Origin of the sequence: Knoellia subterranea KCTC 19937, from assembly GCF_000768685.1 — a bacterium.
Classification (GTDB): domain Bacteria; phylum Actinomycetota; class Actinomycetes; order Actinomycetales; family Dermatophilaceae; genus Knoellia; species Knoellia subterranea.
Genome location: NZ_AVPK01000001.1, coordinates 682,247 through 702,997, shown reverse-complemented (window position 1 = coordinate 702,997; position 20,751 = coordinate 682,247). Strand labels below are relative to the sequence as shown.

The following is a 20,751-nucleotide window of genomic DNA, read 5'->3' as shown; positions in this document are numbered from 1 at the left end:
CCCGCTCGACCCGAGCTGGCACCCGGGGTCGAGCGGCCCTTTGTCGGGTCACCCGATAAAGGGCCGCGACCGCCGTCAGCCGAGGGCGGGGGTGCGCCAGCCGCGCGGGGCGATTCCGCGACGACGGGCGAGCCACAACAGCACCGCGGTGACGAGCGCCGTGGCCGCCACGTTCATCAGCGCGGAGACGGGCGAGCCGGTGCTGGTCGTGTCGACGTAGGACTCATCGAGCCCGCCGAGCAGGATCCCCGTGAACGTGATGAGCAGGTTGTTGACGACGTGCAGGGCGATCGCGGCCTCGAGCCCGCCCGTGCGCCACGCGAGCCAGCAGCCCGCGACGGCGAAGCACCCGAGCTCGATGACGATCCACGGGTCCGCGGAGCCGTGCGCCGCCGCGAACAGGGCCGTGGAGAGCACGAGCGTCACGACGAACGCGACGACCGGGGACCGGAACCATGCACCGACGCCCTGCACGAGCCCGCCACGGAAGGCGACCTCCTCGCCGGCCGCCTGCAGTGGTGTCGTCAGGGCCGTGATGACGAGCAGTGCCACCCAGTGCTCCGGCCGATCGAGCACCTCCTGGTCGAAGACGAACCACGTCACGGCGAGGTAGGCCGCCCACAACGGGAGCAGCACGAGGAAGCACCACCCGAGCCAGCCCCACCGCATCCTCCTCGCGACCGAGAAGACCCGCCACGGGCTCCGACCGAACCCGGCCCACACCCCGAGCAGCGTCGCGGGGATGAGCGCCGCGAGGGCGAGGTTGAGCGTGAGCGAACCCCACGGGCTGACCGGGTTGGCCAAGTCGTCCTCGGAGCCGACGAGCCCAGTGACCGCCGGCACGGCAAAGATGAACGACGCGCACACGATGAAGACGACCGTCGCCACGGCGAGGGCCACGAGAGGGCGCCACCAGCGGTATCGAGGTCCGCGCATCTGGTGGACGTAGGACCGCGGCTCGCGTTCGGCCGCCTCGAGCGCGGCGAGTTCCGTCGCGCGCTGCTCGGCACGGATCCGGTATGCCGTCCGCTCGCGTGCCTGCCCGACGAACCATCCCGGTGGCTCGGCGGCGGAGACGACGAAGGGGATGCCCTGGTGCGACGCCGCCCACGCGGCGCGCCGGGCCTCATCGGCTCCGGGAGTCTCGGGCCAGGCCATGAACCAGATCGCGTCGAACCCGAGGAGGCGACCTTCGTCCACCTCCGGGACGGTGAGTGGCCACCACTCGAGGTCGGCGGCCGCCTCGCGCGAGAGGGCTCGAGCACGGGTCAGGGCGTCACGGTCGTCCGGGAGGGCGGGGTCCCCGACGACGGCGATGTTCACGGTCATGTGCACCAGTCTCACAAGCCCGCGGCCACGCAGGCGTCATCCCGGGGGCGCTGACGGTGTCCGACCTGAGTAGGACGGCCGGAGGCGGGCGGACAGACACGCAACGGGACGGGGGCGAGCGGGCGCGAGGCCGGCGGACGGCATACTCCGTCGATTTCGTGCTCAGCGCGCCCTCCCGTAGGATGGAGCGTCGGTCTCGTGTGCTCACGCATGCGCGATCGCATCTCCCATGGTTCCACTGGTGGCCTTTGCGCCACGCCCAGGGTGGGGCCAGCAACGGATTGAGAGGGTATGGCCAAGAAGGACGGCGTCATCGAGATCGAGGGCACCATCGTTGAGGCGCTCCCCAACGCGATGTTCCGCGTGGAGCTCACCAACGGTCACAAGGTGCTCGCACACATCTCCGGGAAGATGCGACAGCACTACATCCGGATCCTCCCCGAGGACCGCGTGGTGGTGGAGCTCAGCCCCTACGACCTGACCCGAGGCCGCATCGTCTTCCGCTACCGCTGACCGGGTTCGCCCACCAGCAGCAGCACACGCAACACCAGCAACACCCGGGACAGACCACTGGCCCGGGACGGATCGATCACGACAGCAAAGGCGACATGAAGGTTCAGCCGAGCGTCAAGAAGATCTGTGACAAGTGCAAGGTGATCCGCCGCAACGGTCGGGTCATGGTCATCTGCGAGAACCCGCGCCACAAGCAGCGCCAGGGCTGATTGCAGCATCACCATCCGAGCCGAGAGGCGAGGAACCCTGCACGAAGCACAGCCTTCGAGCACACGCACAAACGAATGAGAACGCAGCGCCCGACCCCCGTGTGCGTCACCTGAAGAGGTGAGCCCGGGACGTCACCCTCGGCCCGGAGGCCGAGGACCGAGGACCACGACATCCGAGTCGTGGACGAATCCCCGGACCGGCGTTGCACCAGACCTCCGGAAACACAGAACAGGAACCATCAACAGATGGCACGTCTCCAAGGAGTCGACCTCCCGCGCGAGAAGCGCGTCGAGATCGCACTGACCTACATCTTCGGTGTGGGCCGCTCCAGCTCCCAGAAGGCTCTCGCCGCCACCGGCGTCGACGCCAACACCCGCGTCAAGGACCTGACCGACGCCGACCTGGTCGCCCTGCGCGACTGGATCGACGAGAACCTCAAGGTCGAGGGTGACCTCCGCCGTGAGGTCGCAGCCGACATCCGCCGCAAGGTCGAGATCGGTTCGTACGAGGGCCGTCGTCACCGTCAGGGCCTCCCCGTTCGCGGTCAGCGGACCAAGACCAACGCGCGCACCCGCAAGGGTCCGAAGCGCACCGTCGCCGGCAAGAAGAAGGTTGGTAAGTAATGCCTCCCAAGGGCCGTTTGGCCGGCGCCAAGAAGGTGCGCCGCAAGGAGAAGAAGAACATCGCCGTGGGCCAGGCCCACATCAAGTCGACGTTCAACAACACGATCATCTCGATCACCGACCCCACCGGTGCCGTCATCAGCTGGGCCTCGGCCGGCCAGGTCGGCTTCAAGGGTTCGCGCAAGTCCACCCCGTTCGCCGCGCAGACCGCCGCTGAGGCCGCTGCCCGTCGCGCCATGGACCACGGCATGCGCAAGGTCGACGTCTTCGTCAAGGGTCCCGGCTCCGGCCGCGAGACCGCGATCCGCTCGCTGACCGCTGCCGGTCTCGAGGTCGGCTCGATTCAGGACGTCACGCCTTCGCCGCACAACGGTGTCCGCCCGCCCAAGCGCCGCCGCGTCTGAGCGCTGGTCTAGAGATACAGAAGACGGAGACCTTTAATCATGGCTCGTTACACCGGCCCCATCACCAAGAAGTCGCGTCGCCTCAAGGTCGACCTCGTCGGCGGCGACAAGAACTTCGACCTGCGTCCCTTCCCGCCCGGCCAGCACGGTCGTCGCCGGATGCAGGAGAAGGAATACCTCACCCAGCTCCAGGAGAAGCAGAAGGCCCGCTTCACCTACGGCGTCATGGAGAAGCAGTTCCGTCGCTACTACAAGGAAGCGGCGAACCGCCCCGGCAAGACCGGTGAGAACATCCTGACGATCCTCGAGTCGCGACTCGACAACGTCATCTACCGCGCGGGCCTGGCCCGCACCCGTCGTGCCGCTCGTCAGCTCGTGACGCACGGCCACTTCGAGGTCAACGGCGTGCGCGTGGACGTTCCGTCCTACCGCGTGGAGCAGTACGACATCATCACCGTACGCAAGCAGTCGGTGGAGACGTTCCCGTTCCAGCTGGCGCGTGAGACCTTCGGCGAGCGCCCGACCCCGGCCTGGCTCCAGGTCGTCCCGGGTTCGCTGCAGATCCTGATCCACTCGCTTCCGGTGCGTGCGCAGATCGACTCGATCCTGACCGAGCAGCTCATCGTCGAGTTCTACTCGAAGAACTGAGCCCAACCGACTTCTTGCCCGTGTGGGACGACGAGCTCCAGCGAGTTGTCCCACACGGGCAAGAAGTCGGAGCCGGACGCACGAAGGTGCGCACCCGGCATACCGAAGTGTTTGTTGCAGTGCTTGTTTCGGTCACGGACAGAGGTGACCGGGGCGCCGGGCTGGACCCGGCAGCTTCACGAGGCGTCATATAGCGGTCGCCCGTGGGAAGGAAATCACCGTGCTCATCGCACAGCGTCCGATCCTCACCGAGGACGTCATCTCCGAGAACCGGAGCCGTTTCGTCATCGAGCCCCTCGAGCCCGGCTTCGGCTACACGCTCGGGAACTCGCTCCGCCGCACCCTGCTCTCGAGCATCCCCGGTGCCGCCGTCACGAGCATCCGCATCGACGGAGTCCTCCACGAGTTCTCCACGATCCCCGGTGTCAAGGAAGACGTCACCGAGATCATCCTCAACATCAAGGGCCTGGTCGTCTCCTCGGAGCACGACGAGCCCGTGGTGATGTACCTCCGCAAGCAGGGTTCTGGCGCCGTCACCGCCGCGGACATCGCTCCGCCGGCCGGTGTCGAGGTCATCAACCCCGACCTGCACATCGCGACGCTCAACGACAAGGGCAGCATCGAGATGGAGCTGACCGTCGAGCGCGGTCGCGGCTACGTCTCCGCCGCCCAGAACAAGTCCGGTGACCAGGAGATCGGCCGTATCCCGGTCGACTCCATCTACAGCCCCGTCCTCAACGTCACCTACAAGGTCGAGCTGACCCGAGTCGAGCAGCGCACCGACTTCAACAGCCTCGTCCTCGACGTCGAGACCAAGCAGGCCGTCACCCCGCGTGACGCGCTCGCCTCTGCCGGCAAGACCCTCGTCGAGCTCTTCGGCCTCGCCCGGGAGCTCAACGTCGAGGCCGAGGGCATCGACATGGGCCCGTCGCCGACGGACGCGGCGCTTGCCGCTGACCTGGCACTGCCGATCGAGGACCTCGACCTCACGGTCCGTTCCTACAACTGCCTCAAGCGCGAGGGCATCCACACCGTGGGTGAGCTCGTCGGTCGCAGCGAGGCGGACCTGCTCGACATCCGCAACTTCGGTCAGAAGTCCATCGACGAGGTCAAGGCCAAGCTGCACGGCATGGGCCTGGCGCTCAAGGACAGCCCCGCCGGCTTCGACCCGAGCCAGATCGCTTCCTACGACGACGAGTTCAGCTTCTCCGACGCCGACGACGCCGAGGACGCGTCGTTCGCCGAGGACGAGCAGCTCTGACGCTGACTTAACCCCTAGGAGATACAGACATGCCTACGCCCACCAAGGGTCCCCGTCTCGGAGGCGGACCGGCTCACGAGCGCCACATCCTGGCGAACCTCGTGACGTCGCTGTTCGAGCACGACTCGATCACCACCACCGAGGCCAAGGCCAAGCGCCTTCGCCCGCTGGCCGAGCGTCTCATCACGTTCGCCAAGCGCGGTGACCTTCACGCCCGTCGCCGGGTCATGACGGTCGTCCGTGACAAGGGTGTCGTCCACCGCCTCTTCGTCGAGGTCGCGCCGGACATGGCCGAGCGCCAGGGTGGCTACACCCGCATCACGAAGATCGGTCCCCGCAAGGGCGACAACGCCCCCATGGCGGTCATCGAGCTCGTCCGCGAGCCCGTCGCCAAGAAGGCCACCGTCAAGGAGGCCGAGGGCGCGACCAAGCGTGCCGCCAAGGAGGCCAAGGCCGCCGAGGCTGAGGTCGTCGAGACCGAGGTCGTCGAGGCTGAGGCCACCGAGACCGAGGCCACCGAGGCTGCTGCCGCCGTCGAGCTGCCGAAGGGTGCCGTCGCCTCCAACGAGGACGGCTCCGCTCCCGAGGGTTACGCCGTCAAGGGCAACGCCGACTCGGGCAAGTACCACGTGCCCGGTTCGCAGTGGTACGACGTCACCGAGGCCGAGTTCTGGTTCGCCTCGGCGGACGACGCCAAGGCCGCTGGCTTCGAGCCGGCCGGTGGCGAGGCCAAGCAGCAGGTCGAGGACGAGTCCTGATCGGCTCATAGCCACTCTGCTCAGACAGGCGGGCCGCTCACCTTCGTGGTGAGCGGCCCGCTTGCTTTTGTGTATGCCGTCCGCGTGCCTGTTGCTCAGAGACCCGGCTCGCGAGCCGGGTGCCTCCTCGTGAGCCTCATCGATGCGGCTCGGGACGCGAGAGTCGGCTCGCGAGCCGGTTCTCAGCCGCAGTGCTCGAACGGACTGGTGTAGCCGGTGCCGGTGATCGCGCCGCCCCACTTCACGCAGGTCCCGGGTGCGGCCTTGCGGACCGGGCCGGCGTAATACGTGTAGCTCCCCGAGTCGGTGACCCGCGACTGTCCTTGCACCTCGAGGAAGGCCGTCATCGAGCTGGCCGTGAATCCGCTCGACTTCAGGGTGACGACGCAGTTGTTGCCGTTGCCCGAGTTGTAGAGCAGGTAGGTCCTGCCCTTGGTGCCGATCGCTGCCGAGTCGATGACCGCGTAGCCGGAGCCGCAGACCTTGGCCGGGGTGTAGGGGTTGCTTGCTCCGCCGCAGCGGTTGCTGCTCGTGTAGTTCTTCGTGCCGTAGTAGCGGGCGGTGACCCCGTCGAACCTGATGGAGACGGCGGATCCGCCGAACGACGTCCGCTGTTCGTAGTGCAGGTGGGCGCCGAAGCCTCCCGGTGTCTTGGGGAAGCCGGTCCCACCGACGTAGCCGATGACCTGTCCCTGGCTGACCGACTGGCCGTTGCTCACGTTGAAGCCGCTCAGGTGCGCGTAGTAGGTCGCGGTGCCGTCGGAGTGTCGGATGACGACGAGGTTGCCGTAGGACGTTCCTGCCATGGAGCCGCGGTGCACGACCGTGCCGGCGGCGCTGGCAGCGACGGCGTCCCCGGTGTCGTTGGTCCGGTTAAAGTCGATGGCCCGCTGCGGACTGTGGTTCGTGCGGGTCTGGCCGGACCAGGTCTGACCGCACGGGAACGGGACCTCGTGGTTGATGGCCGCGTGCGCCGAGGGCGCCCCGGCAAAGACATAACCCACCACGAGCGCGAGGCCCGCCAGGAGTCGGGTCGAGATGTGCTTCATGCTTGTCCACCCCTCGTGTGTGCCACCGGCCGGTCGCCGGCGCGCCTTTCAAGGCTGGCGCAGGGAGGGAGGGCTCGCAATCGGAGGAGTGGGGGAGAACTCCCCATGTGGGAGCTCCGGAACGCGGCTCGGGAGCCGGATGTCGCCTCTCGAGCCTGATCAATGCGGCTCGGGAGTCTAGGAGGGGCTCGCGAGCCGGTTCCGTGCTCAGGGCTCGGGCTCAGCCGAGGTCCGTGGTGCCTCCGGCACGCAGGACGACATCACGGTTGGCGAGGGCGGCGCTCAGGGCAGGGCGGTCCATGCCGTCGAGACTAGGTAGCCGCCTCGCCGGTCGCCAGCGAGTTCTCGGGGGCGACCGGGACCTCGTGAGCCACAGTGTCCTCGGGAGCGCCCGGCGCACCCGAGAAGTGGCGGGCCAGCGGAACGAGAGCGAGGACGAGAACCATGGGGACGGCATACCCGATCCGCAGGTTGCCCGCCCCGATCGCTCCGGTGAGGACAGCACCGAGAAGTGCCCCGACGTAATTGAACTGGTTGAAGCGGGCGATGGCCGCATCGACCCGGCGGCGGCGCAGCAGCGGATTGGATTCGTCACCCGCGAGGCGGGCCGCTGCGGAGAAGGACAGTGGTGCGACGACGGCCATGCCGAGTCCGACGACGAAGAAGCCAATGACGGCGACCGGCCACGTGGGTGCGAAGACGACCGCGACCAGACCCACGAAGGCGACCACCGCACCCGCGCGGACCATGCTCCGTGCCCCGAACCTGGCCGTGCTCCTGTCGCCGACGAGACGTGCAGCGAGCGTCGCGATCAGGTAGGGGAGCGAGGCCAGGGCGAAGAGGGAGGCGTCGTGGGCGGGCTCGGCGAACACCGTGTCGCTCGACAGGTAGAGCGGCCCCCACGCCGTCGTCGCGGTGTCGACCATGTAGAAGACGATCAGCGCGAGACCGACGAAAACGATGGCGCGCCAAGGGATTCCGAGCGACTCGGTGGACGTGTCGTTCGCGGCGGCGTCCGGGGGCTCCTGTGCGAGCAGGGGACCAGAGGCGGCCGCCACCACGGGGACAGCCAGCAGCCAGGCTCCCCACGGTCCGGACCCCAACCGGTCGCCGAGGCCGAGCGTGAACAGGGTGGCGAGGATGCCACCCAGGGTCCACCAGGCGTGGAAGCTCGGCAGGACCGGACGGGCGAGCCGGTGCTCGAGGGCGACGGCCTGCATGTTGGTGGTCGCATCGACGGCGCCGAGAGCGAGGCCATAGAGGGCGAGGCCGACGACGAAGAGACCGAAGGTGCCGGTTTCGCGAACCGACCAGCCCATGACGGCGAAGCCGGTGGCGAGGAGGACGAGGGCGGCGCGCAGCGCGTGGGCCGAACCGAGTCGGCGTGCCCAGGATTCCGCGGCGACCGATCCGACGCCGGCGAGCAGCACCATCATGAGCATGAGTCCGGAGAGGGCGAGTTCGCCGAGGTCGAACAGGTCGGCGATGACCGGCATCCGCGTCGTGAGCGAGATGAAGAGCAGACCCTGGACGAGGAACGCCGCACCGATGGCGGCTCGGGAGGAGCGCAGGTTCACGAACCGCAGCGTATGCCGCGTGGTCGCCGTCCGTGGGTGTCCTAGGCTGCCATCTCATGACGGTGTTGCGGGTGCGGATCGACCTCGCCTACGACGGGACGGACTTCTCGGGCTGGGCGGCGCAGCCGGGGCGGCGCACGGTCGAGGGCGAGTTGTCGGCCGCGCTCACCACGCTGCTGCGTGCGCCGGAACCGGTGCGGCTCACCGTTGCCGGGCGCACCGACGCCGGCGTCCACGCCCGCGGTCAGGTTGCCCACGCAGACATCGATGCCGACCTGTATGCCCGGGTGCCCGGTCGGTCGGACCGCTCACCGGAGGAGGCGGCGCGAACCCGGCTGGCCGGCATACTCCCCGGCGACATCGTCGTGCGGTCGGTGCGGCGGGCACCTGAGGGGTTCGACGCGCGGTTCTCGGCGCTCCAGCGTCGCTACCTCTATCGGATCTGTGACCGCCCGGGGACTGTCGACCCGTTGCGGCGACGCGACACGATCGTCGTCAAGGAGGCTCTGGACGTCGCCGCGATGGACGCCGCGGCGCGAAATCTGTTGGGGCTCAACGACTTTGCGGCCTTCTGCAAGAAGCGGGAGGGGGCGACGACGGTGCGGACGCTCCTGGACTACTCGTGGACACGGAGCGATGACGGTGTGCTGGCGGCGACTGTTGTCGCGGATGCGTTCTGCCACAGCATGGTTCGCGCCCTCGTGGGTTCGGTCGTGCCCGTGGGGCAGGGGAGGGCTGAGGTCGACTTCCCGCGGTCGGTGCTGGTCGCTCGGCAACGGGATCCGCGCGTCAAGGTCATGCCTGCGCACGGGCTCTCGCTCGAGGAGGTCACTTATCCGGCCGACGCCGACCTCGCGGCGCGCGCCGAGGAGGCACGTGCCACCCGATCACTCAGCGAGTGATGGCGACGTTCTCGCCGCGCAGATGAGCGCGAAAACCGTTGTCCTGCACCGAAACTGACGTCAGGGCCATTCCTGCCGGGACGCCCTCGACAGTGTGGCGGATCGTCACGAGTTGACGGACGATGGCCGACGCGGCGCTGTCGAACCAGTCCGGTCCGTCGAGATCAATCGTCTCCGGCTCGATGAGGAGTTGGCCGGCCTCGGCGCTCACGCGGCCCGTCGCGCGGACCTCGACGTCCTGCCCGAGGACACTCACCCGGCGTGTCAGTCCAGCCCGGCCGTTCGGAGCGGCGCGCAGGGTGACGCCACCGCCGATCTGCTCGGCCGCCGTCGCAAACGGGATGACGGCGTCGAGGTCGAGTCGGGCGGCGCGCAACCCGTCGCCGGTGAGCGTGACGCCCGACCCGACCGCCGTGACGTCCTCGAGTCCACCGTCGCCGGTGACGACCTGGTTGCTCGTGAGGTTCACGTCGCCGAGCCACGTCTCGCCCCGGGCCAGGTCGGTCGGCGCGCTCGCCGAGGCCGTGGGGCTTGCTGCGGGGACGGGTCGGTCAGAGCCGCTGCCGGGGCTCCCGACGGACCACACCAGGAAGAGCAGGGCAACCACGAGCGCGACGAGGGCGGTGACGGCTCCGAGCACGAACTGCTTCACCCGCCCCATCCTGCCTTGTGTGTATGAGCCCACGCTGGAGCGTGGCCTCATACACACAAGGCCGGTGTGGGGGTTGAATGAAAACGTTTACACCAGTAGCGTCCCTCGGCAGATCGAGCAGCCGGGGTGCCAACGGGGGTGCCGCGGCGTTTCTGGAGGAGCAACGATGCCGAGACACACCAGACGCCTGTATGCCGTCGCCGCAGCTGCCGCTCTCGCCGCAGCTCCCCTCGTGGGAGCCGTTGCTCCCGCCGCCGCCGAGACCGAGTCCGTCGCCCTCGTCGGCTCGCTCCAGTCCGAGCTCGGATGCCCGGCCGACTGGCAACCCGACTGCAGCGCAACGGAACTCACGCGCGTCGGCGACTCCACGGCATACACGAAGGTCTTTTCGCTCCCGGCAGGGAGCTACGAGTTCAAGGTGGCGCTCAACGACTCGTGGGACGAGAACTACGGTGCGGGGGGAGCGTTCGACGGCGCGAACATCCCGCTCGTGCTCGAGGGGCCGGCGACGCTGGAATTCACCTATGACGACGTGTCGCACCTCGTGAGCTTCACGCCCCAGGGAGTCGGGGGCGGGACCACGCCGGCCGATGCCCCGCTCGCGAAGGACTCGCTGCGCTCGCCGCTGACTCGCGAGCGGTTCTACTTCCTCATGGCCGACCGGTTCGCCAACGGACGCACCGACAACGACACCGGCGGACTGACCGGCGGGCGCCTCCAGACCGGGTTCGACCCGACCGACAAGGCGTTCTACCACGGTGGCGACCTGGCCGGCGTGACGCGGAAACTCGACTACATCAAGGGGCTCGGGACGACCGCCATCTGGCTCACGCCGAGCTTCAAGAACAAGCCGGTGCAGGGCAAGCCGGGGGAGGAGAGCGCGGGCTACCACGGCTACTGGATCACGGACTTCACCCAGATCGACCCGCACCTCGGGACCAACGAGGAGATGAAGGCGCTCATCGCGGCGGCGCACAAGAAGGGGATGAAGGTCTTCTTCGACATCATCACCAACCACACGGCCGACGTCATCGACTACCGCGAGGGCACCTACACCTACAAGTCGAAGAAGTCCTCGCCCTATGAAGACGCGTCGGGTGCGACCTTCGACGACCGCGACTTCGTCAACACGACCTTCCCCGAGATGGACCCGGCCACGTCGTTCCCCTACACGCCGTTCTTCCACGAGGGCGACGAGGACGCCAAGACCCCGGCGTGGCTCAACGACCCGTTGATGTATCACAACCGCGGAGACTCGACCTTCGCCGGCGAGTCCTCGACCTACGGCGACTTCATCGGGCTCGACGACCTCTTCACCGAGCGGCCCGAGGTCGTCGACGGGATGGGTGACATCTACAAGCAGTGGGTCGACTTCGGCATCGACGGCTTCCGGATCGACACGGTCAAGCACGTCAACCTCGAGTTCTGGCAGAAGTTCATGCCCGACCTGCTCGAGCACGCGGCCACGAAGAACGACGACTTCTTCGCGTTCGGTGAGGTCTACGACGGCAACCCGGCGGTGATGTCGGAGTACACGACGAGGGGCAAGCTCCAGGCCACCCTCGACTTCGGGTTCCAGCAGCAGGGCGTCGACTTCGCCAAGGGCAAGCCCGCGAACGTGCTCGCGGACTTCTTCGGCAAGGACGACTGGTACACCGACGCCGACAGCAACGCCTACCAGCTGCCCACGTTCCTCGGGAACCACGACATGGGTCGCGTGGCGATGTTCCTCAAGGAGGGGACGAGCAGCGAGGCGGAGCACCTGGCACGCGTGAAGTTCGCCGAGTCGCTGATGTTCGCGACGCGTGGCAACCCGGTGACCTACTACGGCGACGAGCAGGGCTTCATCGGCACGGGTGGCGACCAGCTGGCTCGCGAGGACATGTTCGCGAGCAAGGTCGACATCTACAACGGTGAGGACGTGCTCGCCGGGCCCGAGGGATCGCGCGATCGCTACGCGACGGATCACCCGCTCTACCAGCACATCCGTGCGCTGTCGAACGTTCGGGCCAAGCACCCGGCGCTCGCGGACGGTGCCCAGGTCCAGCGCTTCGCGGCCGAGGACGCGGGCATCTTCGCGGTGTCGCGCATCGATGCGGGGCAGAAGGTCGAGTACGTCGTCGCGGCCAACAACGCGACGACCCCGTCGACCGCGACGTTCCCGACGTGGACGCGGGGCAAGGGTGCCGTGTTCACTCCGGTCTCCGGCACGGACACGGCGGTCAAGCCCGCGGCCGACGGCTCGGTCAAGGTGACCGTGCCGCCGCTGACGGTGAGCGTGTGGCGGGCCAACAAGCCGATCGCCACGGATGGCGCCGCGCCGACGGTCTCGGTGTCGACCGGGGCGGCCAACACGGTCGCCGGGCGCGCTGAGGTCTCTGCCGACGTCTCGGCGAGCACCTTCGCGCAGACGACGTTCCTCTACCGTCCCGTCGGGACGACGCAGTGGCGCACGATCGGGACCGATGACAACGCTCCCTTCCGCGTCTTCCACGACGTTGCCGGTATGCCGTTGGGCTCGCTTCTCGAGTACCGCGCGGTCGTGCGCGATGCAGCTGGGCGAGTGGCCGCCGATGGCACGTGGGCCTCGGTCGTGACCGACGCCCCGCCGCCCGCTGAGGCCGAGATCGGTGACTCGCCGGAGACGCAGCCCGGTGCGGTGGCCGTCGCCGGGACGCACAATTCGGAGATGGGCTGCCCCGCCGACTGGGAGCCCTGGTGCGACAACGCCCAACTGGCCCTGGACGCCAAGGACAAGATCTGGAAGAAGTCCTTCGACCTGCCCGCAGGCCCGTACTCCTACAAGGCGGCGCTCGACCGGGCGTGGACCGAGAACTACGGCGAGAAGGGTGTGCGTGACGGCGCGAACATCTCCTACGAGACCGACGGATCGGTGACGTTCTACTACGACCCCACCACGCACTGGGCGACGTCGGACGAGGAGACGACGATCGTCACCGTGCCGGGATCCTTCCAGTCCGAGCTGGGTTGTCCGTCCGACTTCGCGCCGGACTGCATGCGGCCCTGGCTCCAGGACAAGGACGGTGACGGCATCTTCAGTTGGGCGACGACGAAGATCCCTGCCGGGACGTGGACCTTCAAGGTCGCGCACGGTCTGTCGTGGGACGAGAACTACGGCGACGGCGGTGCGGCCAATGGGGCCAACATGACCGTCACGGTGCCGAGCGACGGCGCGCGGACGACGTTCAACTACAACTCGTCGACCCACGTCACGACGGTCTCCAGCCAGTAGCAACCCTGTGCCCTGTGTGCCCCAGCGGTCCCGTTTACGGACCGCTGGGGCACACAAGGCAGGTTGCTCAGGCCGAGCTTGTGGCCTCCGAAGCAGCCTGCGCAGCGTCGAGTTCGCGCTGGTGGCGCCGCGCCGGCAGGAAGCAGACGAACCCGATCGTGCTCACGACACCGGCCACGACCATCGCAGTGCCGAGCGACGTGCGGGCAGCGAGGACGCCGAGCAGCGGCCCGACGACCGCGCCGCCACCCTGCATCGCCAGCGACCCCATCGACAGGATCGTCGCGCGGTTCTTCGACGACGCCTCGCGGTGCATGAGCCCCATGTAGGCCGGGCTCGCCGCTCCGTGGATCGTGTAGGTGAAGAGGTAGGCAGCCATGAGCGCGGCCGGCCCGAGGGTGAGGCCCATGACGACCACGCCGAGCCCGTTGAGGACGCGTCCGAGGATCGCCGCGCGCACGAGTCCGAACCAGTCCGCGGCCCGTCCGCCGAGCCAGGAGCCAAAGGAGAACAGGGCCCAACCGCCCGCCGCCGCGGGTCCCATCCAGACGCCGGCCCTGGCCTCGGACCCGAGGAGCTCGGCCAGGCGCAGAGGCATGAGCGTCTCGTAGGCCATCATCCCGGTCACCCAGAAGAGCTCGACGAGGACGAGCCCGCGAAGCACAGAATTCGTCCGCAGGAGGCCCAGCCCGTCGCGGATGACCACAGGAGTCTCGCGGACGGACCCCATGAGCCGAGGGCCGAAGCGACCTTCGGAGCGGGGCGGCTCCCGGAGCAGGACGAGCGTCGCGACGAGGTGCACGACGCAGAGTGCGACGAAGAGCTGGATCGGGAGCAGCAGGGCACTCGACTCCTTGAACGGGTGCCAGGCGACGAGTCCACCGGAGATGAGTGCGCCACCGCCCATGCCCACGCCGACGAGCACGCCCTGGATGGACAGGGCTCCGTGGACGTCGGCACCGGGCTCTCGCTCGTGGATCGTGTCGACGTACCACGCCTCGAGCGGCCCCGAGTCGAGGGCGCGGTACACACCCATGAGCCCGGCGGCGAGCGCGAACGTCCAGAACGACTGGGCGAACAGGAACGCGATACCTGCGACGATGTTGACGATCCCGGCGACGAGCAAAACGGGTTTGCGCCCGAGGACGTCGGCGAAGCCACTCGTCGGGAGCTCGAGCAGGAGGACCATGATCCCCTGCGCCGTCATGTAGAGCGTGATCTCCTCGATCGACAGACCGCGCTCGCGGGCGACGAGGGTGAAGATCCCGACGACGAAGCCGACCGGCAGCCAGCGGGTCGTCGAGAGGATGAAGAAGACCCGCTTGGCGGCGCTGGGGGAGAGGGTGGTCGTCATGCGGGGTCCCCGCGAGGTATCTGGAGGAGCGCAGCGGGGGAAGAACATCGTGGGGTGCTCATGCCTCCTCCCCACGCGGGATGCGGTCGAGGTCGAGCGGGTAGAGCACGCTGTAGACCGCGAGCCGCCGCGCCGACGGATTGCCCTGCCCCACACGGCGATAGCGCGCGATGACTTCGTAGATGTCGTTCTTCATCGCCTCCACCTGGGCGGGTGTCGCGACGACGAAGGAGTCGCTCATGCCGGCCGCGTCGCGCCATGCGATGGGCCAGGCGGCCTCGACGTCGAGCCACTTCTCGAACTGCTCGCTGAAGTGGCGCGTGTAGTCGCGCACGAGCCAGTTGAGCGCGGTCTCGGAGTCCTCGTCGCCGACGAAGTCGCTCGGCTCCCACTGGTGGCTCTCGGTGGCGGCCCGCCAGAGGCGACGCTTGCCCTCGCCCTCCTCGGTGTCGGCGACGAGACCCACCGACTCGAGCTTGCGCAGGTGATAGCTCGTCGCCCCGGAGTTCGTCCCGAGCTGGCCGGCGAGGTCGGTGGCCGTCGCGGGGCCTCCCACGCGGAGGGCCGAGAGGAGGCGAGAACGCAGGGGATGGGCCAGCACCTTGACGGAGGTCGCGTCGAGCCGGAGGCCGGTCAGCCCGCTGGCGAGCTTGTCGGAAGAGGTCATGCGTGCATAATATATGTGCACACTCTGTTTGCACAAGAAGTGTGTATGCCGGGTGCTCGCCCGTGTTTGTGCAGGTCACGTGGTGTTTTGGGGCACCTTGACGGCGATTTGGGCGCGCGCACTCCTCCCCGTAAACTTGAGGACTGTTGTGCCGTGCGCCCTTCTCAGGGTGGCCCACAGGCGAACCGGACCGCAGCGAGACTGCGCCGGACCCCTGACGGGAGCACACGGCATACCCCTGAGGTTCTGGACTCGATTCGAGCGAGACCGCAGGTTCCCCGTTCCATTCACACGTTAGGTCACACCGTGCGTACCTTCACCCCGAAGCCGGGCGACATCACCCGCACGTGGCACATCATCGATGCCACGGACGTCGTGCTCGGTCGCCTCGCCGTCCAGGCAGCGACGCTGCTGCGCGGCAAGCACAAGCCCACCTTTGCCCCCCACGTCGATGGCGGTGACTTCGTCATCATCATCAACGCCGACAAGGTCGCCCTCACCGGCGCCAAGCTCGAGCAGAAGCGCGCCTACCGCCACTCCGGCTTCCCGGGTGGTCTCAAGAGCCGCAACTACACCGAGATGCTCGAGAAGCACCCGGAGAAGGCCGTCGAGAAGGCCATCCGCGGCATGATCCCCAAGACGTCCCTCGGCCGTCAGCAGCTCACCAAGCTCAAGGTCTACGCCGGCTCCGAGCACCCCCACGCGGCCCAGCAGCCCAAGCCCTTCGAGATCACCCAGGTGGCCCAGTAATGACCGAGAACATCACCGAGCCCGTAGAGGACTTCGGCACCGACGCCGACGACCAGGAGATCACCGAGTACACCTCGGAGTCCTCCGCGGACGTCGCGGCTGAGCCCGCCCGTCGCCCCTCCGCCTCCGCCCCCGGCGCTGCCACCGGTCGTCGCAAGCAGGCCATCGCCCGCGTGCGCATCGTCCCCGGCACCGGCGAGTGGAAGATCAACGGCCGCACCCTCGAGGCCTACTTCCCGAACAAGGTCCACCAGCAGATCGTCAACGAGCCCCTCAAGGTGCTCGAGCTCGACGGCGCCTACGACGTGCTCGTCCGCGTCCACGGTGGTGGCCCCTCCGGCCAGGCCGGCGCCGTCCGTCTCGGTGTCGCCCGCTCGCTCAACGGAGTCGACGAGGAGCTGAACCGTCCCGCACTCAAGAAGGCCGGCTTCCTCACCCGCGACGCCCGCGTCCCGGAGCGCAAGAAGGCTGGTCTCAAGAAGGCCCGCAAGGCGCCTCAGTACAGCAAGCGCTGATCCTGCTGCGCGTCCCTGTGGCGCGCACTGGACCGAAGGCGGCATCCCGACGGGGTGCCGCCTTCGGCGCGTCCGGGGGTAGGTTGTCTCGTCGGCCATTTCGGGACGTCCTGCTTCGGACGCCCGACGCCGATCCCAACCGCATCACGAAAGGCACGGCACACCCATGGCACGACTGTTCGGCACCGACGGGGTCCGCGGGCTCGCCAATGTGGACATCACGGCCGAGCTCGCCATGCAGCTGGCGGTATCGGCGGCGCACGTTCTCGGGGCAGAGGCGCGGGCTGCTGGCCGCAAGCCCAAGGCCGTCGTCGGTCGCGACCCGCGCGCCTCGGGGGAGTTCCTCGCGGCTGCGGTCGTTGCCGGTCTGGCGTCCGCGGGCGTCGACGTCCACAACGTCGGGGTCCTGCCCACGCCGGCCGTCGCCTTCCTGACCGCCGACATGGACGCGCACTTCGGCGTCATGCTGTCCGCCTCGCACAACGCCATGCCCGACAACGGCATCAAGTTCTTCGCAGCCGGCGGGCACAAGCTCCCCGACGCCGTCGAGGACGAGATCGCGGCAGGGCTGGAGCGCGAGTGGGAGCGCCCGACGGGTGCCCAGGTGGGCCGCATCCACCAGAACCGTGCCGGTCAGGCGCGCTACGTCGCCCACCTGCTCGAGTCCATCCCCAACCGTCTCGACGGCCTGACCGTCGTCATCGACGGCGCGCACGGTGCTGCCTCGTCGGTTTCTCCCGAGGTCTTCCGCCTCGCCGGCGCCGAGGTCATCGAGATCGGCACCGAGCCCGACGGCCTCAACATCAACGACGGTTACGGCTCGACGCACCTCGGTCACCTCAAGGACGCGGTCGTCGCGAAGGGCGGCGACATCGGCATCGCTCACGACGGTGACGCCGACCGCTGCCTCGCCGTCGACGCCGAGGGCAACGAGATCGACGGCGACCAGATCATGGGGATCCTCGCGGTCGACATGAAGGCACGCGGCGTCCTTCACGAGAACACGCTCGTCGCCACGGTCATGAGCAACCTCGGCCTCATCCAGGCGATGGAGCGCGAGGGCATCAGCGTCAAGCAGACCGGCGTCGGTGACCGCTACGTCCTCGAGGAGATGCGCAAGTCGTCGCACACTCTCGGTGGCGAACAGTCCGGCCACGTCATCCTCCTCGAGCACGGCACGACCGGCGACGGAGTCCTCACCGGGCTGATGCTCGCCGCGCGGATGAAGGCCACCGGCAAGACCATCGCCGAGCTCGGGACGGTCATGACGCGCCTGCCGCAGGTCCTCATCAACGTCAAGGGCGTCGACAAGGCCCGGGTCGAGACCGACGAGGGCGTGCAGGAGGCGGTTGCCGCGGCCGGGCAGGAGCTCGACGGCTCCGGGCGCGTGCTGCTGCGCAAGTCCGGCACCGAGCCGGTCGTGCGGGTCATGGTGGAGGCCGCGACGGCCGACCACGCTCAGGCCGTCGCCGAGCGCCTCGTGACCGTCGTCAAGGACCGCCTCACCCTCTGACGCACCGCCCCAATATTTGCTCCCCATGAGAGAACCTTCGGGGTCCGGAGGGTTGTTTTCCTTCCGGACCCCGAAGGTCCCCACCCCTCATGGGGTGCAGCAGTGCTGGGTCGGTCAGCCGATGCCGGCACCGCCGCCATAGTGACCGTGCGTGTCCAGGGGCTTGACGACGTTGTCGGACGTCGCGTCGCCTTCGTGGCGCTTGGAGTATGCCGCGTCCTCGGCTCCCGGGTCGACGTGCGTCGGGTCGAGGACCCGTTGCAGGAAGGTCTTGGTGCGCTCCTCGCGGGGTGCGCCGATGACCTGGTGAGGGTCGCCCTCCTCGACGATGTAGCCGCCGTCCAGGAAGATCACCCGGTCGGCGACCTCGCGGGCGAAGGCCATCTCGTGGGTGACGACGAACATCGTCATGCCCTCGCTGGCCAGCCGTCGCATGACCGAGAGCACGTCACCGACGAGCTCGGGGTCCAGGGCTGACGTCGGCTCGTCGAAGAGCATGAGCTGCGGGTCCATCGACAGGGCGCGGGCAATGGCCACGCGCTGCTGCTGGCCACCGGAGAGCTGCGCCGGGTAGGCGTCGGCCTTCTCGGACAGTCCGACCTTCTCGAGGTTCTCGCGGGCCTTGGCCCGGGCCTCCTCCTTGCTCCGCTTGAGGACGGTCGTCTGCGCGACGGTGCAATTCTCCAGGACCGACAGGTGGGGGAAGAGGTTGAACTGCTGGAAGACCATGCCCATGTTGCGGCGGATGGCGTCGATGTCGCAGTCGGGGTCGGTCACCTCCTCGCCGCCCACCTTGATCGAGCCGCTCGTCGGCTCCTCCAGGAGGTTGATGCAGCGCAGGAAAGTCGACTTGCCGGATCCGGACGGGCCGATGACGCAGACGACCTCGCCCTGCTGGATGGTCGTGTTGAGACCCTGGAGGACGTGGTTGGAGCCGAACGACTTGTGCAGGTCGGTGACCTCGACGATCGGCGCCTCGGTGCGAGTAGGGGTGGACGTCATGTCAGCGCTCCTTCTTCTGACGGGCTTCCATGCGGCGGACGAGGAGGGACAGCGGCAAGGTGATGAACAGGTAGCACAGTCCGGCCACGGTGAGCGGCGTGAGGCTCGCGGTCTGGTTGCCGAGGTCACGTCCGTACTTCGTGAGCTCGAAGCCGCCGGCAGAGATGCCGAGGATGAAGACGAGCGAGGAGTCCTTGATGAGCAGGATGAGCTCGTTGGTCAGCGGCGGAATGACGACTCGCAGCGCCTGGGGCAGCACGACCTTGCGGGTGGCTGCACCAGCCGTCATGCCGAGTGACCGAGCGGCTTCCACTTGTCCCTTGGAGACGGCTTGGATGCCGGCGCGAATGGTCTCGGCCATGTAGGCCGACGCGACGATGCCCAGTCCGAGCCAGACCGTTCCGTAGGGATCGAAGGGGATGACCAGACCCGGGAAGGGGATGGAGAGGGTGCCGAACACCAGCAGGACCAGAAGGGCGGGGAGTCCGCGGAAGAACTCGATCCACGCGGTCGCGATCCAGCGGTAGGGCCCCACCGACGACAGTCGCATCAGGGCAAGGATCGTGCCAAGGATCAAACCGATGACGAAGGCCCCGACCGTGTAGAGCAAGGTGTTCTTCACGGCGGTGCCCAGACCCGACGTGAAGGTGAGCTTGATGTCCTCGGCATTGAAGAAGCTGGTGTGAACGGCCTTCCAGTCCACTGTCAGGATCAGCGCGAGCACAACCAGCACCAGGACGGCGTACTGGATCCATCGAATGCGTTGTGCTCGCCGGCGCGGTGAGAGCTTGTTCTTCACGGGGGCCGGCGTCTCGGATGTTGCAGTGGTGCTCATGGGTCCTCCGGGCTACGGGGCGGGCTGCCACAACGCCGAGGGGCGGCGGCCGGTCGAAACCGTACCGCCGCCCCCGACGTCAGGGAAGGGTCACTTGGGGGCGTCGACCCCGAACCACTTCTTGTAGATCGTGTTGTAGGTGCCGTCCGTCTGCGCGGCCTTGATGACCTCGTTGGCGGTGTCGGCGAGCTTCTGGCCGTTCGGGTCGTTGAGCTTGAACATCAGGCCGTACTGCTCGCCCGTGTCGAACTCCTTGACGACCTCGGTCGTCGGGTTGTCCTTGGCGTAGTCGTAGACGACGCCGTTGTCGTTGACGGCACCGTCGACACGGCCGGCGAGGACGCCCGCCATCTCGGTCGACAGGTCGTCGAAGACGACGACCTCGTAGCCGTTGGCGCCCTTGTTTTCCTCGGCGTACGACTGACCGGTCGTGTCGGTCTGGACGCCCAGCTTCTTGCCCTTGAGGCCGGCCAGGTCGGTGATGCCGGAGCCCTTCTTGACTATGAGCGCCTGGGTGGCGTCGAAGTACGGGTCGGAGAAGAGGATGGCCTTCTTGCGCTCGTCCGTGATGGTCGTACCGGCGGCAGCGGCGTCACACTTCTTCGCCGCGAAGACGGCGCCGGACGTGATCTGGGCGAAGTCGATGTCGACGATCTCCTGCTCGAGGCCGAGCTTCTTCGCGACGAGGTCCATGAGGTCGACGTCGAACCCGACGACGTCCGAGCCCTCCTTGAACTGGAAGGGCTTGTAGGACAGGTGCGTGCAGACCTTGAGCTTTCCGGACTCGAGCGTGGTGATGCCGCTGGCGTTGGTGGCGCCGGCGTCCGAGCCACCGTCGTCGCTGGAACCGCAAGCGGCCAGGGCGAGGGTGGAGACGAGGGCCAAGGCGGCAAAGGCGCCGGCGCGGCGGGTGCGTGAGGTGCTCACGGGGTACTC

General features: G+C 68.1%; 21 protein-coding genes. 12 read left to right on the top strand and 9 right to left on the bottom strand.

Annotation, left to right across the window (positions count from 1 at the left end; translation table 11 throughout):
* Window positions 1–75: 75 nt before the first annotated feature.
* A complete protein-coding gene (locus N803_RS03270) occupies window positions 76–1,329 on the bottom strand; it encodes a CPBP family intramembrane glutamic endopeptidase (protein WP_052111667.1) in 1,254 nt (417 codons plus the stop codon).
* Window positions 1,330–1,620: 291 nt separating this feature from the next.
* Between N803_RS03270 and infA the strand changes: the two genes are divergently transcribed.
* The 7 genes from infA to rplQ all read left to right on the top strand — a co-directional run bounded on the left by infA (window position 1,621) and on the right by rplQ (window position 5,746).
* Window positions 1,621–1,842 carry a translation initiation factor IF-1 gene (gene infA, locus N803_RS03265; RefSeq protein WP_006946284.1) on the top strand — a complete coding sequence of 74 codons (222 nt, stop codon included), beginning with the start codon at window positions 1,621–1,623 and terminating at the stop codon, window positions 1,840–1,842.
* A gap of 95 nt (window positions 1,843–1,937) precedes the next feature.
* Window positions 1,938–2,051, top strand: a complete 114-nt coding sequence (gene rpmJ / locus N803_RS03260) for a 50S ribosomal protein L36 (RefSeq protein WP_009775928.1) — start codon at window positions 1,938–1,940, stop codon at window positions 2,049–2,051.
* 246 nt (window positions 2,052–2,297) lie between these two features.
* Entirely contained in the window at window positions 2,298–2,675 is a 378-nt protein-coding gene (gene rpsM / locus N803_RS03255) for a 30S ribosomal protein S13 (protein ID WP_035902486.1), read from the top strand.
* A complete protein-coding gene (gene rpsK / locus N803_RS03250; protein ID WP_035902483.1) occupies window positions 2,675–3,079 on the top strand; it encodes a 30S ribosomal protein S11 in 405 nt (134 codons plus the stop codon). The genes rpsM and rpsK overlap by 1 nt, the downstream gene beginning before the upstream one ends.
* 39 nt (window positions 3,080–3,118) lie before the next feature.
* Window positions 3,119–3,727: a 30S ribosomal protein S4 gene (rpsD, locus tag N803_RS03245; RefSeq protein WP_035902482.1), complete on the top strand. Its 609-nt coding sequence runs from the start codon at window positions 3,119–3,121 to the stop codon at window positions 3,725–3,727.
* A 220-nt stretch (window positions 3,728–3,947) separates the two neighbouring features.
* Window positions 3,948–4,988, top strand: coding sequence for a DNA-directed RNA polymerase subunit alpha (locus tag N803_RS03240; RefSeq protein WP_035902481.1), 1,041 nt, complete (start codon window positions 3,948–3,950; stop codon window positions 4,986–4,988).
* Window positions 4,989–5,017: 29 nt separating this feature from the next.
* Entirely contained in the window at window positions 5,018–5,746 is a 729-nt protein-coding gene (gene rplQ, locus N803_RS03235) for a 50S ribosomal protein L17, sunset domain variant (RefSeq protein WP_035902480.1), read from the top strand.
* Between the two features lie 182 nt (window positions 5,747–5,928).
* Here the strand turns inward: rplQ and N803_RS03230 are convergent, their stop codons facing one another.
* Together N803_RS03230 and N803_RS03225 are read right to left on the bottom strand one after the other, a co-directional pair.
* The gene (locus N803_RS03230; RefSeq protein ID WP_052111664.1) at window positions 5,929–6,795 is read right to left on the bottom strand and encodes a M23 family metallopeptidase; all 867 of its coding nucleotides are present in this window, start codon (window positions 6,793–6,795) and stop codon (window positions 5,929–5,931) included.
* 311 nt (window positions 6,796–7,106) lie between these two features.
* On the bottom strand, window positions 7,107–8,372 hold the full coding sequence (locus N803_RS03225; RefSeq protein ID WP_035902479.1) for an MFS transporter: 1,266 nt from the start codon (window positions 8,370–8,372) through the stop codon (window positions 7,107–7,109).
* Window positions 8,373–8,428: 56 nt separating this feature from the next.
* On the opposite strand from N803_RS03225, the gene truA reads away from it, so the two are divergent.
* On the top strand, window positions 8,429–9,274 hold the full coding sequence (gene truA, locus N803_RS03220; protein ID WP_052111662.1) for a tRNA pseudouridine(38-40) synthase TruA: 846 nt from the start codon (window positions 8,429–8,431) through the stop codon (window positions 9,272–9,274).
* Here truA and N803_RS03215 read toward each other — a convergent pair.
* Entirely contained in the window at window positions 9,264–9,926 is a 663-nt protein-coding gene (locus N803_RS03215; protein WP_052111659.1) for an LmeA family phospholipid-binding protein, read from the bottom strand. The genes truA and N803_RS03215 overlap by 11 nt on opposite strands.
* Before the next feature lie 166 nt (window positions 9,927–10,092).
* Between N803_RS03215 and N803_RS03210 the strand changes: the two genes are divergently transcribed.
* Entirely contained in the window at window positions 10,093–13,179 is a 3,087-nt protein-coding gene (locus tag N803_RS03210) for a pullulanase X25 domain-containing protein (RefSeq protein ID WP_052111658.1), read from the top strand.
* A 67-nt stretch (window positions 13,180–13,246) separates the two neighbouring features.
* Here the strand turns inward: N803_RS03210 and N803_RS03205 are convergent, their stop codons facing one another.
* Both N803_RS03205 and N803_RS03200 read right to left on the bottom strand, forming a co-directional pair.
* Window positions 13,247–14,533 carry an MFS transporter gene (locus tag N803_RS03205; RefSeq protein WP_035902477.1) on the bottom strand — a complete coding sequence of 429 codons (1,287 nt, stop codon included), beginning with the start codon at window positions 14,531–14,533 and terminating at the stop codon, window positions 13,247–13,249.
* Window positions 14,534–14,591: 58 nt separating this feature from the next.
* Complete coding sequence (locus N803_RS03200) at window positions 14,592–15,200, bottom strand: ArsR/SmtB family transcription factor (protein ID WP_035902476.1); 609 nt, start codon at window positions 15,198–15,200, stop codon at window positions 14,592–14,594.
* Window positions 15,201–15,506: 306 nt separating this feature from the next.
* Between N803_RS03200 and rplM the strand changes: the two genes are divergently transcribed.
* The 3 genes from rplM to glmM all read left to right on the top strand — a co-directional run bounded on the left by rplM (window position 15,507) and on the right by glmM (window position 17,978).
* Window positions 15,507–15,950: a 50S ribosomal protein L13 gene (gene rplM / locus N803_RS03195; RefSeq protein ID WP_035902475.1), complete on the top strand. Its 444-nt coding sequence runs from the start codon at window positions 15,507–15,509 to the stop codon at window positions 15,948–15,950.
* The gene (gene rpsI, locus N803_RS03190; RefSeq protein WP_035902474.1) at window positions 15,950–16,465 is read left to right on the top strand and encodes a 30S ribosomal protein S9; all 516 of its coding nucleotides are present in this window, start codon (window positions 15,950–15,952) and stop codon (window positions 16,463–16,465) included. The genes rplM and rpsI overlap by 1 nt, the downstream gene beginning before the upstream one ends.
* Window positions 16,466–16,631: 166 nt before the next feature.
* The gene (gene glmM, locus N803_RS03185) at window positions 16,632–17,978 is read left to right on the top strand and encodes a phosphoglucosamine mutase (RefSeq protein WP_035902472.1); all 1,347 of its coding nucleotides are present in this window, start codon (window positions 16,632–16,634) and stop codon (window positions 17,976–17,978) included.
* Between the two features lie 114 nt (window positions 17,979–18,092).
* On the opposite strand, the gene N803_RS03180 is transcribed toward glmM, so the two are convergent.
* The 3 genes from N803_RS03180 to N803_RS03170 form a co-directional block, all read right to left on the bottom strand.
* The gene (locus N803_RS03180) at window positions 18,093–18,980 is read right to left on the bottom strand and encodes an amino acid ABC transporter ATP-binding protein (protein ID WP_035902469.1); all 888 of its coding nucleotides are present in this window, start codon (window positions 18,978–18,980) and stop codon (window positions 18,093–18,095) included.
* Between the two features lies 1 nt (window position 18,981).
* Window positions 18,982–19,815 (bottom strand): amino acid ABC transporter permease, encoded by an 834-nt coding sequence (locus N803_RS03175; RefSeq protein ID WP_084763938.1) that lies wholly within the window; start codon window positions 19,813–19,815, stop codon window positions 18,982–18,984.
* Window positions 19,816–19,905: 90 nt separating this feature from the next.
* On the bottom strand, window positions 19,906–20,742 hold the full coding sequence (locus N803_RS03170) for a transporter substrate-binding domain-containing protein (RefSeq protein ID WP_035902468.1): 837 nt from the start codon (window positions 20,740–20,742) through the stop codon (window positions 19,906–19,908).
* Window positions 20,743–20,751 lie beyond the last annotated feature (9 nt).

Excerpts from the sequence above, each read along its gene's own strand:
- N803_RS03270 (WP_052111667.1), bottom strand. The coding sequence starts at position 1,329 with ATGACCGTGAACATCGCCGTCGTCGGGGACCCCGCCCTCCCGGACGAC.
- infA (WP_006946284.1), top strand. The coding sequence starts at position 1,621 with ATGGCCAAGAAGGACGGCGTCATCGAGATCGAGGGCACCATCGTTGAG.
- rpmJ (WP_009775928.1), top strand. The coding sequence starts at position 1,938 with ATGAAGGTTCAGCCGAGCGTCAAGAAGATCTGTGACAAGTGCAAGGTG.
- rpsM (WP_035902486.1), top strand. The coding sequence starts at position 2,298 with ATGGCACGTCTCCAAGGAGTCGACCTCCCGCGCGAGAAGCGCGTCGAG.
- rpsK (WP_035902483.1), top strand. The coding sequence starts at position 2,675 with ATGCCTCCCAAGGGCCGTTTGGCCGGCGCCAAGAAGGTGCGCCGCAAG.
- rpsD (WP_035902482.1), top strand. The coding sequence starts at position 3,119 with ATGGCTCGTTACACCGGCCCCATCACCAAGAAGTCGCGTCGCCTCAAG.
- rplQ (WP_035902480.1), top strand. The coding sequence starts at position 5,018 with ATGCCTACGCCCACCAAGGGTCCCCGTCTCGGAGGCGGACCGGCTCAC.
- N803_RS03230 (WP_052111664.1), bottom strand. The coding sequence starts at position 6,795 with ATGAAGCACATCTCGACCCGACTCCTGGCGGGCCTCGCGCTCGTGGTG.
- truA (WP_052111662.1), top strand. The coding sequence starts at position 8,429 with ATGACGGTGTTGCGGGTGCGGATCGACCTCGCCTACGACGGGACGGAC.
- N803_RS03210 (WP_052111658.1), top strand. The coding sequence starts at position 10,093 with ATGCCGAGACACACCAGACGCCTGTATGCCGTCGCCGCAGCTGCCGCT.
- N803_RS03205 (WP_035902477.1), bottom strand. The coding sequence starts at position 14,533 with ATGACGACCACCCTCTCCCCCAGCGCCGCCAAGCGGGTCTTCTTCATC.
- N803_RS03200 (WP_035902476.1), bottom strand. The coding sequence starts at position 15,200 with ATGACCTCTTCCGACAAGCTCGCCAGCGGGCTGACCGGCCTCCGGCTC.
- rpsI (WP_035902474.1), top strand. The coding sequence starts at position 15,950 with ATGACCGAGAACATCACCGAGCCCGTAGAGGACTTCGGCACCGACGCC.
- glmM (WP_035902472.1), top strand. The coding sequence starts at position 16,632 with ATGGCACGACTGTTCGGCACCGACGGGGTCCGCGGGCTCGCCAATGTG.
- N803_RS03180 (WP_035902469.1), bottom strand. The coding sequence starts at position 18,980 with ATGACGTCCACCCCTACTCGCACCGAGGCGCCGATCGTCGAGGTCACC.
- N803_RS03175 (WP_084763938.1), bottom strand. The coding sequence starts at position 19,815 with ATGAGCACCACTGCAACATCCGAGACGCCGGCCCCCGTGAAGAACAAG.